Source organism: Achromobacter spanius (assembly GCF_039673305.1).
Taxonomy (GTDB): domain Bacteria; phylum Pseudomonadota; class Gammaproteobacteria; order Burkholderiales; family Burkholderiaceae_B; genus Achromobacter; species Achromobacter spanius_F.
Genome location: NZ_JBDJLJ010000012.1, coordinates 1 through 14577 on the forward strand (window position 1 = coordinate 1; position 14577 = coordinate 14577).

General features: G+C 69.0%; 13 protein-coding genes. 8 read left to right on the top strand and 5 right to left on the bottom strand.

Annotated elements, in window-relative coordinates; all coding sequences use genetic code 11:
- Positions 1 to 46 precede the first annotated feature (46 nt).
- Both ABE485_RS12570 and ABE485_RS12575 read right to left on the bottom strand, forming a co-directional pair.
- Positions 47 to 1024 carry a DUF945 family protein gene (locus tag ABE485_RS12570; protein WP_346515627.1) on the bottom strand — a complete coding sequence of 326 codons (978 nt, stop codon included), beginning with the start codon at positions 1022 to 1024 and terminating at the stop codon, positions 47 to 49.
- 19 nt (positions 1025 to 1043) lie between these two features.
- Complete coding sequence (locus tag ABE485_RS12575; RefSeq protein WP_346515628.1) at positions 1044 to 2999, bottom strand: hypothetical protein; 1956 nt, start codon at positions 2997 to 2999, stop codon at positions 1044 to 1046.
- 220 nt (positions 3000 to 3219) lie between these two features.
- On the opposite strand from ABE485_RS12575, the gene ABE485_RS12580 reads away from it, so the two are divergent.
- Positions 3220 to 3915: a hypothetical protein gene (locus ABE485_RS12580; RefSeq protein ID WP_346515629.1), complete on the top strand. Its 696-nt coding sequence runs from the start codon at positions 3220 to 3222 to the stop codon at positions 3913 to 3915.
- Positions 3916 to 3975: 60 nt separating this feature from the next.
- Here ABE485_RS12580 and ABE485_RS12585 read toward each other — a convergent pair whose 3' ends face one another.
- Together ABE485_RS12585 and ABE485_RS12590 are read right to left on the bottom strand one after the other, a co-directional pair.
- Positions 3976 to 5445, bottom strand: coding sequence for a tetratricopeptide repeat protein (locus tag ABE485_RS12585; protein WP_346515630.1), 1470 nt, complete (start codon positions 5443 to 5445; stop codon positions 3976 to 3978).
- Between the two features lie 179 nt (positions 5446 to 5624).
- Positions 5625 to 6446, bottom strand: a complete 822-nt coding sequence (locus ABE485_RS12590) for an alpha/beta hydrolase (RefSeq protein WP_346515631.1) — start codon at positions 6444 to 6446, stop codon at positions 5625 to 5627.
- 146 nt (positions 6447 to 6592) lie between these two features.
- On the opposite strand from ABE485_RS12590, the gene ABE485_RS12595 reads away from it, so the two are divergent.
- The 7 genes from ABE485_RS12595 (at position 6593) to ABE485_RS12625 (ending at position 13127) form a co-directional block, all read left to right on the top strand.
- Positions 6593 to 7024 carry a hypothetical protein gene (locus tag ABE485_RS12595; protein WP_346515632.1) on the top strand — a complete coding sequence of 144 codons (432 nt, stop codon included), beginning with the start codon at positions 6593 to 6595 and terminating at the stop codon, positions 7022 to 7024.
- Positions 7025 to 7067: 43 nt separating this feature from the next.
- Positions 7068 to 7766: a glutathione binding-like protein gene (locus tag ABE485_RS12600; protein WP_346515633.1), complete on the top strand. Its 699-nt coding sequence runs from the start codon at positions 7068 to 7070 to the stop codon at positions 7764 to 7766.
- A gap of 3 nt (positions 7767 to 7769) precedes the next feature.
- Positions 7770 to 8696, top strand: a complete 927-nt coding sequence (locus ABE485_RS12605) for a LysR family transcriptional regulator (protein ID WP_346515634.1) — start codon at positions 7770 to 7772, stop codon at positions 8694 to 8696.
- 77 nt (positions 8697 to 8773) lie between these two features.
- The gene (tcuA, locus tag ABE485_RS12610; protein WP_346515635.1) at positions 8774 to 10189 is read left to right on the top strand and encodes an FAD-dependent tricarballylate dehydrogenase TcuA; all 1416 of its coding nucleotides are present in this window, start codon (positions 8774 to 8776) and stop codon (positions 10187 to 10189) included.
- The gene (gene tcuB, locus ABE485_RS12615) at positions 10176 to 11405 is read left to right on the top strand and encodes a tricarballylate utilization 4Fe-4S protein TcuB (protein WP_346515636.1); all 1230 of its coding nucleotides are present in this window, start codon (positions 10176 to 10178) and stop codon (positions 11403 to 11405) included. The genes tcuA and tcuB overlap by 14 nt, the downstream gene beginning before the upstream one ends.
- Before the next feature lie 74 nt (positions 11406 to 11479).
- Positions 11480 to 12457, top strand: a complete 978-nt coding sequence (locus ABE485_RS12620; RefSeq protein WP_346515637.1) for a Bug family tripartite tricarboxylate transporter substrate binding protein — start codon at positions 11480 to 11482, stop codon at positions 12455 to 12457.
- A gap of 85 nt (positions 12458 to 12542) precedes the next feature.
- Positions 12543 to 13127 (top strand): WG repeat-containing protein, encoded by a 585-nt coding sequence (locus ABE485_RS12625; RefSeq protein ID WP_346515638.1) that lies wholly within the window; start codon positions 12543 to 12545, stop codon positions 13125 to 13127.
- A gap of 14 nt (positions 13128 to 13141) precedes the next feature.
- Here the strand turns inward: ABE485_RS12625 and ABE485_RS12630 are convergent, their stop codons facing one another.
- Positions 13142 to 14554: a PLP-dependent aminotransferase family protein gene (locus tag ABE485_RS12630; RefSeq protein ID WP_346515639.1), complete on the bottom strand. Its 1413-nt coding sequence runs from the start codon at positions 14552 to 14554 to the stop codon at positions 13142 to 13144.
- Positions 14555 to 14577 lie beyond the last annotated feature (23 nt).

Genomic DNA, 14577 nt, shown 5'->3' on the forward strand with positions numbered 1-14577 from the left:
GGCAGCCCCCGCGGTATGCCGCCCAGTTCGTTCCGGCGCGTTGCGCTCAGTTCTTCAGTGTGGGCGAAAACAGCGCCAGGACCTTGCTGTAATCCCGGCCGGCGCCCGACAGTATTTCGGCCACGGACACGCCATTGCGCGGATTCAGGGTCAGCGTGATCTCGCGGTCTTCACCGCCCGCGAAATTGGCCGCGGCCTTGCAGGCGTCTTCGTTGTCCTTGAAGCCGGCCATCGACTTGCGCTGGATGCACTGCTTGCGGGCGTCGTCGATGAACTTGTCGAACAGCTTGCCGCGCTGCTTGTCCGGGTTGCCTTCGCCCGGAACGGCGGCGATGTTGTAACGCTTGTAGAGTTCAATGCTGCGCTTGACGTAGCCGTCGTCCTTGAGCGACAGGCTGCCTTCCGTGATGCGCACTTCCGCCAGGGGCGCCAGGCTGCGGTCCATGCGGCCCATGCCCATGATTCCCATCATGCCCAGCGCGCCCAGCGCGGCGCCGTTCTCGGCCAGGGCGGCGGCGCCGTTGACGCGCTCCAGGCCCAGCGTGAGCTCGGCGTTCAGCGCCTCGGGCTGCTCCAGGTTGAGATGGATCGACGCGTTGTCGTCGTCTCGCTGGTAGTCCCAGCGAACGCGCAGGTTGGCCGGGGGAAGGTCGGATTTGCCCGCCTGGCGGATCAGGTCCGTCTGGCTCAGCACGCTGTTGCCGTTGGGCAGCGCGGCGCCTTCGATCGTCACGTCGCCGCTCTGGCGGTCGCGCGTGTTGCGCAGGCCGCTGATCCTGACGGTCTCGATGCTGGCGACGGGCGATGCGGCCGAGCCGATCGTGACTTCCTTCAGTTTGGCGGAGCCGAACGGCGACGCCGACAGGCTCTTCCAGTGCACCATGTCGCGCTGGCCGGTCTTGTCCAGGAGCGCCAGCAGCTCGTCCTCGGCCTTGCCGGACGCGTAGGCGCCCAGGCCCCACCAGGCGCAGGCCAGCGCCGCCACGACGCCGCCCGCGATCAGGGCTTTCTTTTGTTTGATCATTGCGTTGCTCGTCCGGCTATCAGGGTTGGGTGGCTTGGTCGATCACGGCCTGGGCCTGCTCGGGCGTCCAGTCGGGCAGGCCGAGCATCATGCGCGCGCCCACCAGCGGATCGTTCAGGTCGGCGCAGCCTTCCTTCTTGCAGGCGTGGGGAGCGGCCGGACCCAACGTCAACAGGGTCAGGGGCAGGCCGCGGCCGTCCACGCGCTTGGCGTCCAGCGTGATGTCGCCGGGGACCAGGTACCAGCCTTCCTTCAGCGACTTCTGGCCGGGCAGGCGCATTTCGTAGGGCCAGTCGGCGATGGCGTCGTTGTCCTTGTGGTCGTCCACGTGGACGACCATGCGCACCGTGGCCTTGCGGCCGGCCATCAGGCCGCCGTAGCTGCCGCCGCCCAGCGGCTCGTAGCGAACGTCGCGCAGCATGCGGCCCAGGATGCCGTTGGGATCGCTCTTGGCCTGCTCGACCAGGTTCTGGTACTGGCGCAGGTTGTCGCGTTCCTTGTTGGCCAGGCGCATCTGGGCTTCGCGCTTCTGGCGAGCCAGGATCTCATCGCGCTTGAACAGGTAGTTCTGCGCGTACTGCAGGTTGTAGCGCCATTCGCTCTTGGGCTTGCCGGTGCGCCAGTCGGTGGCGCGGTTGGCGTCGATGGCGTAGAGCAGATGTTCGGTCTGTCCGCCGATGGCGCCCTGCTCGAAGTTGTCCGAGAACACGATGTGCGCGTTGGCGGCGTCGGGGACCGACGTGCGTTCCAGCACGCGCAAGGCGGCGTCCACGGCTACCCTGATGTCGGTGGCGTTGCGGAACACGTCCGCGCTTTCGGTGACCACGTCGATCCGGTTATAGCGCCAGGCCTGCAGCGCGTTGTTGTACGACGTGCGCTCCGCGCGCAGCAGATAGTGCGAGCGGCTGGCCGGATCGCTGTCCATGTGGAACCACAGCGTGCCGTTTTCGCCGACATGCGCGAGGCGGGCGGCGGCCACGGGGGACGCGAAGGGGATGCCCGACACCAGCCAGACGTCGTTCGTCTGTGCGATGCGGGCGCCGTCCGAGCGTTCCAGCTGCAAGCGGCCCTTGCCGGTCGCGTAGCCGTCGGGGCCGCAATTCAAACCATCGGATTTCAGCGTGATGTACTGGGCGCCGTCGCCCAGCTGGAACGTCGAAATCACTTTGCAGCCGTTCTGGTCCTGCATGACCCTGAGCTGCTTGCTGCCCGCCATCGCGGCGGCTGCCTGCGGGGGCGTCCAGCCGTTGACCGCGAACGCGGCCTGCGCGGGCGCGGCGGGAGCCGGCGCCGTGGGCTGGGCATCGGCAATGGGCGCGGCCGGAACGGCGGCAGGAGACGGGGCCGGCTCAGGCGCGGCGGGGACGGCCGCCATCGCTGGGGCAACCGGGGCGGCGATATCGGGCGCAGGTGCGGCCGGCGGGACCGTTTCGGCTGGCGTGGCCGAGATCGGCGCCGACGTCTGGGCGGCTGCCGGCGGCGTTTCAACCGCGACCGGGCCAGGCGCGGGGGCTGCGGCCGGGGCCGGGGCAACGGGCGGTTGCGGCGCGGTTGGCGTGGCGACGGGCGCGGAAGCCGCCGCGACCACGGCAGGAGCAGGGGCCGCCGGTGCTGCGGCAGCCGGCGCTGCGGCCATCTGCATCGTCCAGCCGGACGCCTTGGCGCTGGTGCCCTCGGCGACGCGGGCCCCCGCGCTGCTGACGCTGGTCCAGCGCAGGTCGGCCGCCTGCGGGCATTGCTTGTTGAGCAGCACGCCGATCTTGGGCAGCAGCCGGCCCAGGGCCTCGCCATCTGGCGCCCCGCCGTAGACGGCGCGCAGAGTCAACTGTGGACCGCACCAGGCAGCGCCATTGGCGTGGTCAATGAAAATCTCGATGTTTTCCGCTTTGGAATATGCCAGGCGGTACGCCTCGGCGTGCGCCGGCATGCTGCCAACGCTGGCGGCGATCGCCGCGGCCACGCAAACCTTCTTCATCCTTCGAGCCTCGCCCTGTACGCTTTGGTTTACAGTATAACAGTGCGTATCATTTAGATATAAATGATACGTTTGTCAGAAATTCGCGAGACGTGAAAATTCTGTTTTTTTATCAAGGGGTTATTGAATGAAGGCGGCGGTCATTGGTGGGGTTTTGGCAAAGTTGGCAAGCAGGCCTGGCACTAGCCGTCCGGTTGGCGCAATAGTCCTGGTTTCCGTCGTGGCGGCGCTGTCGGGTTGCGTCAGCACCGGCTCCGGCAAGATGGGGCTCGACTTCGGCGAAGTCCTGGCCAAGGAGCAGCAGGTCTTCACGGTCAACGGCGAACGTGCGGCGCTGCGCCGCTATTACAACGATTCCTATGACATCAAGCTCTATGGCCAGAAGAAGGTCATGGAACTCGACGTCGCGGGCAGCTCGATGATGGTGGCCAACGTTGCCGAGGTTCCTGGCGCGACGCTGATCACCCTGGACGTGCCGGAGGCCGGCTGCGGCCACGTCTACCATGTGTATCGCGTGTCGGGCACGCAGTCGTCGAAGTGGGGGAACGGTTATCGCAGTTGCGAAGGTCCCTTGTCGTTCAACGTGGCCAACGGGCAATGGACCGCCCGTCAGACGGTAAAGCCCGCCGTCGGCAAGCCCTACATGCTGGTCTACCAGGACGGCAATCTCTACACCCGTCCGCTTGAGGTCGCGAAGCCGCGCGTGCCGGCCAAGCCGCGGCCCAAGGCGGCGCCCAAGCCGGCCCCCGCCAAGCCCGCGGCGCCCGTGGCGGACGCCGTGAACCTGGACGATGTGACCGCTCCGGCCGCTGCGGCAAACCTGGATGAGATCGATGCGCCGCCGCCGGGCAAGATCAACACCAGCGGCCTGAAGGCCGACGCGGCCAGCGACGTCAAGATGAAGGACGAGAAATAAGCTCCGGGCGGCTGAGGCCGTCCGCGGTTCCCAGGCCGGCTGCGGGTGCAGCCGGCTTTTTCATGCCTGCCCGTTTGTCCGGCTCTTCGCCTTGGTCCGCGGCCCATCGCAGCGGTCCCGGTACGCCTTCACCGCGCTCGAACCGGACGGCTGAAAATAGGGATGCGGATAAGCGGCTTCCTGCATCGCGGTGTAGAGGCGCAGGCCCCACACGCACGTCCGCTGCGCTTCGTCCCACAGCTGCACCGCCTGTTCCCGCTGCCCGTCGCGCCACAGGGCCAGTCCGTAGTCGGCCACCATTTCCTGGTCGCGCGGCACGTCGCGGTAGGCGTCGCGCATCAGGCGCAGGCCTTCGTCGGTCTGGCCCCGCAGCGCCAGGATCCAGCCCAGCGTGCCCCGGTTGTAGGGCCTGGCGCCAAAGCGCTTGATGGATTCCCGGGCCTGGTCCTCGGCCTGCGCAAGGTAGTCCGGGAAGTCCGCAAGATAGTAGGCCGTGCTGTTGGCCCAATCCTGTCCGTCGCGCGTCCGGGCGCGGCTGCGTTTCCACTGCCGCGCCTGCATGGCCTGGGCGTCCGCCAGGACCAGGTCCGGCATGCCCAGCAGCCGTTCCACCATGAGGCGCTCGCCCAGCAAGGACGTGTCGATGGGCTTCATCCAGTCCGGAAAGGGGCGTTGCCGCGCCTGCATCAGCCAGTGGCGGGCCAGTTCGGGCTGGCCCGCCGACAGCAGCATACGGGCCAGGTCCAGCCGTTGCTGGGGGGTGTCGGCGCAACGCATGGCGGCGATGAGCTCGCGGGCGCCCTGCGCATCGTCCTGCGCGAATTTGCGGTTGATGGCGTCCAGCTCGTCAAAGCAGGGCCGGTCATACGTAAGCGGCGAGTCGATGGACAGCGAGAGCGAGCCCGCCGGCACGTGGTGGCTGAAGTAGGCCGTCGCGCCCTGGCGGTTGGTATAGCCCAGGTCCACCCATTGTTCGCCCCAGCGCTGGTGCATGGTCATGATGTAGGGCCACGCCGGCAACGGCGCCTTGTCGCCGCTGGACTGAAGCTGGAAGAAGTGGCCCCACGGCCCGTCGCCGATGCGGCGGATCAGGGTGAAGTCTTCCTCGGCATGGGGCAGCGTGGTGCGCGCCGGCGCCGTGCGGCCCTGCGCGTCCGTGACGCCGTGCAGGATGCCGTCGCCGCTGGGGGTGTCCAGGATGGCGTCGTCCTTGCCGGTCACGAACAGCCGATAGGCCGTATTGGGCGCGGGTGCGCCGCCCTTGCTGTTCATCAGCGTCAGCGTCAGGCTGCGGCTGCGCAGGCCCTCGGCCGCTTGCGGGGCTACGCCGGAGGCTTCCGCCGTGGAGGACCCGGCGCCTTCGGCGACCCCGTCGGCGGCGTGCGCGGCCAGCATGGGCAGCCCCAGCGTGGCGGCCAGCAACAGCGCGGCGGCTGTTGCGCGCCTGCCGCCGCGCCTGCCTGCGTGCGGCATGTCGTGCCGAATGACCTGTGTGGAGTCTTGCCCGGAACGTTGCTGCGGATGCTTCATGGGAACTGCCGGTGATGCCGGGCCGCGGCGGGTCGCCACGGCTGGAATGGAGAAGGCCTGCCGGGGCAGGGCGCCGCGTCGCGAGCGCGACGCGGATTGTGCATCACAAATGGCCTCGCGACGAGTCCCTCAAGCGCACCGGTCGGATCGACGCGGATGGCGTGGACCGGCGCGCGATTTCAACGCGCCAGCCGCGCATCGATGAACGCCGAGATCCTCCGCGTTTCCTCGTTGTCGTCGCCGACGTCGGCGTTGATCTGCGCGTGGTTGCGCGCCACGCCAGCCAGTTCCGCCACGCCACCCTGCGCCTGGAGCATGCCGGCGTAGCGCCGCGCCCGGTTGCACGGATCGGGCCGCAAGGTCGAGCACACGAACAGGGTGGGGGGCTGCGGGTCCCGCAATTGCGCGGCGGGCGATGCCGCGGCCCATTTCCCGGGATCGGTGCCGAAGGCCGCGTCATAGAACGCGGCGTGCGGCTTGGTCATGACGTCCAGCAGATCGAATCCGGCGCCGTCCAGGATGACGCTGGCCAGCCACGGCCGCGCGCCGGTGCGCAGCCGCATGGCTTGGTCGGCGGCCAGCAGCGTCGCCAGGTGCCCGCCCGACGAATGACCCATGACGATGACGCGGTCCGGGTCCGCGTTCCAGCCGGCGGCCTGCCGTCCGATCCAGGCCAGGGCGCGGCCCAGGTCTTCCGCCTGTTGTTCGGGGCGGGCGGCCGGCAGCAGGCGGGTATTGACGGAGACGACGGCGAATCCCCGGGGCAGCCAGTACGCCAGCTTGTTCTGCACGACGTCCGGCGTGGCCTTGTCGCCGCCTTTCCAGGAACCGCCGTGGACGACCACCAGGATGGGGGCGGGCGCCGCGGCGGGGGCGGGCAGATGGACGTCGGCAAGCTGCGCGGCGTCCGGCCCGTAAGGCTGGTCCGTCAGGGGCGCAGCCGCGGCCAATCCGCACAGGGCGGCAAGCATCGGGGCAAGGGACAGGCGGAAGGCGCGCATGCGGATCCAGGGACAAAGGGCCGGTAGTGGAATGTAGCCGGTTGCGGGCTGGCCCTGCATGGCCGGGACGGGGGGCGGCGCCCGGTCCCAAGGTGTGGCATGCTCCCGCCACCCTGATTCCCGCCCGCCGCGCCGCCGCCTTTCCGATGCCCAAACTCCTGTTGCGCCTCCTGGACCTCCTGCTCCTATCCTGCGCCGCAGCGCTTTTCGGCGCCTGCCTGACGTCGGTGCTGACAACCGGCGCCTACGGCTGGGTGATCCCCGACGCGCCCTATATGTATGAGCCGCGCGATTTCTACGTCGAGGCCGTGCTGGCCGGCCTGGCAGGGCTGGCGTTGCTGGCGCTGGCCGAGCGCCCGGCCAGGCTGCGGCAATCGGGGCTCTGGCGGGCGGGGGCGACGCTGGCCGCCGCGCTGCTCGCCCTGTACCTGGCGCCGCCTTCGCCGCAGGTGTTTGGCAACACCTGGGCGCCCGGCGAGGCGACGCGCGAACTGTTCCTGGCACAGCTGCACGTGGTGCTGCCCATCGCGCTGGCCGTCACGGCGCTGCGGTGGGGGATATGCCGGGTTTTGCGCTAGGATTGTCGTCACCCAACCCCGCCTCCTCCGGAGAAATCCCCGCATGTCCTCCCTCGACGCCTTTGCCATCACCCAGAAGTGGCCCGCCCAGCATCCCGACCGCATCCAGCTCTATTCGCTGCCCACGCCTAACGGCGTGAAAGCGTCGATCATGCTGGAGGAAACCGGACTGCCCTATGAACCGCACCGGGTCAGCTTCGATTCCAAGGACCAGTTCTCGCCCGAATTCCTGTCGATCAGCCCGAACAACAAGATTCCGGCGATCCTCGACCCCAACGGGCCCGATGGCAAGCCGCTGGCCCTGTTCGAGTCCGGCGCCATCCTGGTCTACCTGGCCGGCAAGGCCGGCCAGTTCATCCCGGCGGACACGGCGGGGCGCTACGAGACGCTGCAGTGGGTGATGTTCCAGATGGGCGGCATCGGTCCGATGTTCGGCCAGCTGGGCTTCTTCCACCGATTTGCGGGCAAGGACTACGAGGACAAGCGTCCGCGAGACCGCTACGTCGACGAGTCCAAGCGCCTGCTGGCCGTGCTGGACCAGCGCCTGGAAGGGCGCGACTGGGTGATGGGCGACCAGTACACCATTGCCGACATCGCGATCTTCCCCTGGGTCCGCAACCTGGTGGGTTTCTACGGCGCCGGCGAGCTGGTGGGCTTCTCCGGGTTCAAGAACGTCGGGCGCGTGCTGGAGGCCTTTGTCGCCCGGCCCGCCGTGGCCAAGGGACTGGCCATCCCGGGCTGATCCATGGAACTGCGCCAGCTGCGTTACTTCGTGCGCGTGGTCGAGGCGGGCAGCATCGGCCGGGCGGCCATGTCGATCGGCATGGTCACGTCGGCGCTCAGCCAGCAGATCAGCCGCCTCGAAGGCGAATTGTCCACCCGCCTGCTGCAGCGCAGCGCCAGCGGCGTGGTGCCCACGGACGCGGGGCTGGCATTCTTCCGCCAGGCGCAGCTGGCCCTGCGCCACGCCGACGACGCGGTCCAGGCCGCCCAGCAGGCCAGGCTGGCCGGGCATGTCAGCGTCGGCCTGCCGTCCACCACGGCGGCGGTGCTGGGCGCGCCCTTCCTGCAGGCCATGAACGAGCGCTATCCCGACATCCGCCTGCATCTGGTCGAGGCGCTGTCGGGGCACCTGACCGACATGCTCAACGGGCGCCTGCTGGACCTGGCCATCGTTTTCCACACGGAATCCGCGCGCCGCTGGAGCGTCATGCCGCTGCTGGACGAACCCCTGTTCCTTTTTGCCCGGCCGGACATGCCGGGCGTGCCGGCCGGCGATACGACGCGGCTGGAAGCCATCGCGGACCTGCCGCTGGTGCTGCCCAGCGGCCGCCACGGCCTGCGCGCGCTGGTCAACAACGCGTTCCTGCAACTGGGGCGCACGCCCCGGGTGGTGGCCGAGGTCGACGGCCTGTCGCTGCTGATGGACGTGGTCCAGCAGGGCAACGCCGCCACCATCCAGCCCAGTTCGGCGACGGCGCGCATCGCGCCCGGCCAGTTGCGGATGGCGCGCATCGACGATGCCCACCTGTTCCGCTCCAACCTGCTGGCCAGCCTCTCCGACGAGGAACTGTCCCCCGCGGCGCTGGCCGCCCGCCTGGTGATGGCCGACGTGTCCCGCACCCTGGCCCGCGAGGGCAAATGGGCCGTGGTCGCTCTTCACGAATCGTGAAGACCCGTTGACGCCTGCCTGATATCGCGGCGGCGCACCGCTGCGTACAGTCTGCCCCTTGAAATGGGGAAGATGGCATGGTTGACGTCTTGGTGATTGGTGGGGGCAATGCGGCGCTGTGCGCGGCCCTGATGGCGCGGGAGGCCGGCGCCAGCGTGCTGCTGCTGGAAGCGGCGCCGAAGGAATGGCGGGGCGGCAACTCGCAGCACACGCGCAATCTGCGTTGCATGCACGATGCGCCGCAGGACGTGCTGGTCGACGCGTACCCCGAAGAAGAATACTGGCAGGACCTGCTCAAGGTGACGGGCGGGCTGACCAATGAACACCTGGCGCGGCTGGTCATCCGCGAATCCTCCACCTGTCGGGACTGGATGCGCCGCCACGGCGTGAACTTCCAGCCGCCGCTGTCGGGCGCGCTGCACGTGGCGCGCACCAATGCCTTCTTCATGGGCGGCGGCAAGGCGCTGGTCAATGCCTACTATCGCAGCGCCGAGGCGCTGGGCGTGCAGATCCGCTACAACGCGCCGGTCGATTCGCTGGAGCTGGACAACGGCCGCTTCGTGGCCGCGCGCATCGGCGGCGAACGCATCGAGGCCCGCGCCTGTGTGCTGGCCGCCGGCGGCTTCGAGTCCAACCGCGAATGGCTGCGCGAGGCCTGGGGCCAGAACGAGCGCGGCGAATGGCCGGCCGACAATTTCCTGATCCGCGGCACGCGCTTCAACATGGGCGTGCTGCTCAAGTTCATGCTGGACGCCGGCGCCGACGGCATCGGCGATCCCTCCCAATCGCATTGCGTGGCCATCGACGCCCGCGCCCCGCTCTATGACGGCGGCATCTGTACCCGCATCGATTGCGTGTCGCTGGGCGTGGTCGTCAACCGCGAGGCCGTGCGCTTCTATGACGAGGGCGAAGACTTCTGGCCCAAGCGCTACGCCATCTGGGGCCGCCTGACGGCCTTGCAGCCGGGCCAGATCGCCTATTCCATCATCGACGCCAAGGCGATCGGCCGCTTCATGCCGCCGGTGTTCCCGGGCGTGAAGGCCGACACCTTGCCCGAGCTGGCCGAAAAGCTGGGATTGGACCCGGCCACCTTCGCGCAGACCATCCGTCAATACAACGAGGCCTGCCGCGTGGGCAAGTTCGACCACACCGCGCTGGACGACTGCCACACCGAAGGCGTGACGCCCGCCAAGACGCACTGGGCGCGGCCGATCGATACCGCGCCGTTCTATGGCTATGCGCTGCGGCCCGGCATCACCTTTACCTATCTGGGCCTGAAGGTGGACGACACCGCCGCGGTCCGGTTCAACGACAAGCCCAGCGACAACCTGTTCGTCGCGGGCGAAATGATGGCCGGCAACGTGCTGGGCAAGGGCTATACGGCGGGCGTGGGCATGTCCATCGGCACGGCCTTCGGCCGGATCGCCGGCACGCGCGCCGCCATTGCCGCGCGCAGCCAGAAGAATGCGGGAGCACAACGTGAAGCAGCTTGAAGCCCTGGCCCGCGAGGCGCAGTCCTTTTCCAGCAGCCAGTCCGGCCCGGCGCCGGCGCTGTCCGAACAGCCCGTGCATTTCCACGCCCGCGGCGCCAAGCCGCTGACGGAAACGCTGACCGACGACGAAACCGAAGTCGCGCGCGTCATGCAGATCTGCAACGCCTGCCGCTACTGCGAAGGGTTCTGCGCGGTGTTCCCCGCCATGACCCGGCGCCTGGAGTTCGGCAAGGCCGACCTGAACTACCTGGCCAACCTGTGCCACAACTGCGGGGCCTGTCTGCACGCGTGCCAGTACGCGCCGCCGCACGAGTTCGCCGTCAACGTGCCGCAGGCCATGGCCAAGGTGCGGATGCAGACCTACACCGACTATGCCTGGCCGGCCGCGCTGGGTTCGCTCTACAAGCGCAACGGCCTGGCCCTGTCGCTGGCCACGGCCGCGGGCCTGGCGCTGTTCCTGGTCCTGGCGGTGGTGATGGCCGGCGGCCTGTTCCATGAGCCGATGGCCGGCAATTTCTATGCCGTGTTCCCGCACAACACGCTGGCGCTGATGTTCGGCGTGGTGTTCGGCTTTTCCATGCTGGCGCTGGGCGTGGGCGTCGTGCGCTTCTGGCGCAATGTCAGTCCGGGCGCGGCGTCCGGCGCGGCGGTGGCCGAGGCCGCGCACGACGCGCTGCGCCTGCGCTACCTGGACGGCGGCCACGGCAAGGGCTGCAACAACGCCGACGACGCCTTCACGCTGTGGCGCCGGCGCTTCCACCACTTCACGTTCTACGGCTTCATGCTGTGCTTTGCCGCGACCTGCGTGGCCACGCTGTACCACTATCTGCTGGGCCAGCAGGCGCCGTATCCGGTCTTGAGCGCGCCGGTGCTGCTGGGCTCCGCGGGCGGCATCGGCCTCTTGATCGGGCCGGCGGGCCTGCTGTGGCTGAATTTCAAGCGTCACCCGCAGCAGGGCGACGCGGCGCAAAAGCCCATGGACCGCGGCTTCATCGTGCTGCTGTTCCTGACCAGCGCCACCGGCCTGGCCCTGCTGGCGGGCCGCGACGGCAGCGCCATGGCGCTGCTGCTGGCGATCCACCTGGGCGTGGTGATGGCGCTGTTCCTGACGCTGCCCTACGGCAAGTTCGCGCACGGCATCTACCGGTCGGCGGCGCTGCTGAAGTGGTCGATCGAAAAGCGCCAGCCCAACAAGTTGCAGCTCGGTTCGGACTGAACGGACCGGCCTTATCGCCGATATGACGGCGCCCAAGGAAGGCGCCGCAATCGACAACAACCCTGGAGACTTCAATGTTCCGCTCTAGACTGCTGGCGCGCATCGCGCTGGCCGCCTGTATCACGCCGGCGCTGCCGGCGGCGCACGCGCAATCCTTCCCCGCCAAGCCGATCACGCTGGCCGTGCCCCATTCCGCCGGCGGCACGTCCGACATCCTCGCGCGCACCGTCGCGGCCGAGGCCGCCAAGACGCTGGGCCAGACCATCGTGATCGACAACAAGGGCGGCGCCAACGGCACCATCGCCGCCAAGCAGGTGGCATCGAGCGCGCCGGACGGCTACACGCTGCTGCTGGCCACGGCCAGCACGCACGGCATCAACCCGTCGCTGTACTCGCGCATCTCCTACGACGCCGTGAAGGACTTCACGCCCGTCACGCTGCTGGCCACCGTGCCGAACGTGCTGGTCGTCGGGCCCAACGTCAAGGCCAGGAACGTGCAGGAACTGATCGCCTATATCCGCTCGCAGGGCGACAAGACCAACATGGGTTCGGCGGGCGCCGGCACGCCGGGGCACCTGGCCGGAGAAATGTTCAAGAGCGAGGCCAAGCTGCAATTCACGCACGTGCCCTACAAGGGCGGCAGCCCCGCCATCACGGACCTGATCGGCGGCCAGATCGACTTCATGTTCACCACCATTCCGGGCGTGCTGCCGCACGTGAAGGCGGGCACGCTGCGCGCGCTGGCCGTCACGTCGCCCGAGCGCTCGTCGGCCATGCCCGACGTGCCGACGATGGCGGAATCCGGCCTGCCGGGCTTCCAGGCCGTGTCCTGGCACGGCATCGTCGCGCCCGCCGGCACGCCGGACGCCGTGGTGGCCAGGCTGAACGAAGCCCTGAGCGGCGCGCTGGCCGCGCCCGAGGTCAAGCAGCGGCTGCTCGAAGAGGGCGCGCGCGCCTCCGGGATGAACACCGCCGACTTCGGCAAGTTCATCCAGACGGAGATCGCGTCGTGGGCCAAGGCGGTCAAGGACTCCGGCGCCACCGCCAACTGAGGTGAGCAACGGCCCTTCGGGGCCGTTGTCGTCGGGGCCCTGCATGGGCCATGAACCGGCGGCACGCCATGCTAGGATGCCCCGCATGCTGATCGCCGCCTTGCTTTCCTCGCTTGCCCTGGCCTCGGGCAACGCCGCCGACTATGACCTGCCGTGCTTCTACGCGGACAAGCTGGCGGACGGTTCCCTGGAACACGTCGAACATTGCGCCCGCGTCACGGGCGACGCCGTGGCGTTCCGGCCGGCGGTGCTGTCGCGCATGGACTTCGGCGGCGACGGGCTGTCGCCCGCCACCGCGAACGGATCCTGGCATTGGGTGCGGCCGGACGGCCGCGCCGTCGCCGTGCTCACGTATGACAACGGCGCCGACGACTTCGAGGAAGGCCTCACGCGCGGCCGGTGGTCCGGCGGCATGGCCTACTACGACAGGCAGCTCAACCGCGTGCTGGCCACGCCCTACGACTGGGCGGACCGGTTCAAAGGCGGCATTGCCGCGGTGTGCAAGGGCTGCCGCACCGAGCGCACGCCCGACGGCGAACACAGCTATATGGTGGGCGGCGAGTGGGGCGCCATCGACCGTCAGGGACGGCTCGTGCTGCCCCTGCGCGCCGATCCAGTATCCCTGCGTGGTGACGTGGAGTCGGCGCGAGCCCGCGCCGCGACGCGCTGACGGTTCACTCGCGGCTACCCGCCCGCCAGCAGTTTCCCTAGTGTCGCCATCCCTTGCTCCATGGCGTCGTTCCACGGATGCCCGTGATTCAACCGCAGGAAATTGCCGAAGCCCCCCGACGCGGAGAACAGCGGCCCCGGCGCGATGCTGATGCCGTGGTCCAGCGCGGCGCGGTGCACCTTCAGCGTGTCGATGTGCGCGGGCAGTTCCACCCACACGAAGTAGCCGCCCGCAGGCCGCGTGGCGCGCGTGCCCTTGGGGAAATAGCGCGCCACGGCCTGCAGCAGTTCTCCTTGCTGCAGGGCCAGCGCCTGGCGGAACTGGCGCAGGTGGCGGTCGTAGCCGCCCTTCTCGAGATAGGCCGCGATGGCGGCCTGCGTCGGCGCGGCGGTGGCCAGGCTGGTGGTCAGCTTGTTGCGCATGATCTGGCGCGTGTAGCGGCCGCCGGCCACCCAGCCCACGCGGTAGCCCGGCGCCAGCGTCTTGGAAAACGACGAGCAGTGCATCACGATGCCTGCGGTGTCGAACGCCTTGGCCGGCCGCGGCCGGGTTTCGCCGAAGTAGAGTTCGCCGTACACGTCGTCTTCGATCAGCGCCACGTCGTGGCGGGTCAGCAGCTGGACCAGCGCTTCCTTTTTTTCGTCGGGCATCAGGCTGCCCAGCGGATTCTGGAAGGTGGTCATCAGCCAGCAGGCCCGGGGGCGGTGGCGCACGATGGCGTCTTCCAGCGCCTGCAGGTCGATGCCCACGCGCGGATGCGTCGGCACCTCGATGGCGTGCAGCCCGTTGCGCTCCAGCGATTGCAGCGCCGCGTAGAACGTGGGCGACTCGACGATGACCGCGTCGCCGGGGCTGGATACTGCCGCCAGGCTCAGGTTCAGCGCGTCCAGCGCACCGTTGGTGATTACGATGTCGTCCACCGGCACCGTCATGCCGTCGGCCAGATAGCGCAGGGCGATCGCGCGGCGCAGCGCGGCGTCGCCCGGACTCAGGTCGTCGATGGAGCCCCAGGGGTCCAGCTTCTGCACCGTGCTGGCCAGGTAGCGGGCCAGCCTGCCGTAGGGCAGCAGGGACGGGCTGGGAAACGCCGACCCGAACGGCAGCATGTCGCGGCGCAGGGTGGCGTTGAGCACGCGCAGCACGTTGTCGCTGACGTCCACCGGATGCCGCTCCGCGCTGGCGCTCGACGGCCCGTCCAGTTCGGGCAGCGCGGCGCGCGGGGCGCGCTGGACGTAGTAGCCGGACCGGTCGCGCGCGCGGATCAGGCCGCGCGCTTCCAGCAGGTAATAGGCCTTGAACACGGTGGACGGGCTGACGCCGCGGCTGGCGCTGGTCTGCCGCACCGAGGGCAGGCGGTCTCCCACCTGCAGCAGGCCGGACAGGATCGAGGCGGTGATTTCTTCGGTCAGGCGTTCGTAGCGCTTCATTGGGGGCATCCGTATGCGTCACG

What these genes read in the sequence shown, in the direction of transcription:
- ABE485_RS12630 (WP_346515639.1), bottom strand. Translation starts at nt 14,554, where the DNA reads ATGAAGCGCTACGAACGCCTGACCGAAGAAATCACCGCCTCGATCCTG.
- ABE485_RS12570 (WP_346515627.1), bottom strand. Translation starts at nt 1,024, where the DNA reads ATGATCAAACAAAAGAAAGCCCTGATCGCGGGCGGCGTCGTGGCGGCG.
- ABE485_RS12590 (WP_346515631.1), bottom strand. Translation starts at nt 6,446, where the DNA reads ATGCGCGCCTTCCGCCTGTCCCTTGCCCCGATGCTTGCCGCCCTGTGC.
- ABE485_RS12600 (WP_346515633.1), top strand. Translation starts at nt 7,068, where the DNA reads ATGTCCTCCCTCGACGCCTTTGCCATCACCCAGAAGTGGCCCGCCCAG.
- ABE485_RS12605 (WP_346515634.1), top strand. Translation starts at nt 7,770, where the DNA reads ATGGAACTGCGCCAGCTGCGTTACTTCGTGCGCGTGGTCGAGGCGGGC.
- ABE485_RS12595 (WP_346515632.1), top strand. Translation starts at nt 6,593, where the DNA reads ATGCCCAAACTCCTGTTGCGCCTCCTGGACCTCCTGCTCCTATCCTGC.
- ABE485_RS12620 (WP_346515637.1), top strand. Translation starts at nt 11,480, where the DNA reads ATGTTCCGCTCTAGACTGCTGGCGCGCATCGCGCTGGCCGCCTGTATC.
- tcuA (WP_346515635.1), top strand. Translation starts at nt 8,774, where the DNA reads ATGGTTGACGTCTTGGTGATTGGTGGGGGCAATGCGGCGCTGTGCGCG.
- ABE485_RS12625 (WP_346515638.1), top strand. Translation starts at nt 12,543, where the DNA reads ATGCTGATCGCCGCCTTGCTTTCCTCGCTTGCCCTGGCCTCGGGCAAC.
- ABE485_RS12585 (WP_346515630.1), bottom strand. Translation starts at nt 5,445, where the DNA reads ATGAAGCATCCGCAGCAACGTTCCGGGCAAGACTCCACACAGGTCATT.
- ABE485_RS12575 (WP_346515628.1), bottom strand. Translation starts at nt 2,999, where the DNA reads ATGAAGAAGGTTTGCGTGGCCGCGGCGATCGCCGCCAGCGTTGGCAGC.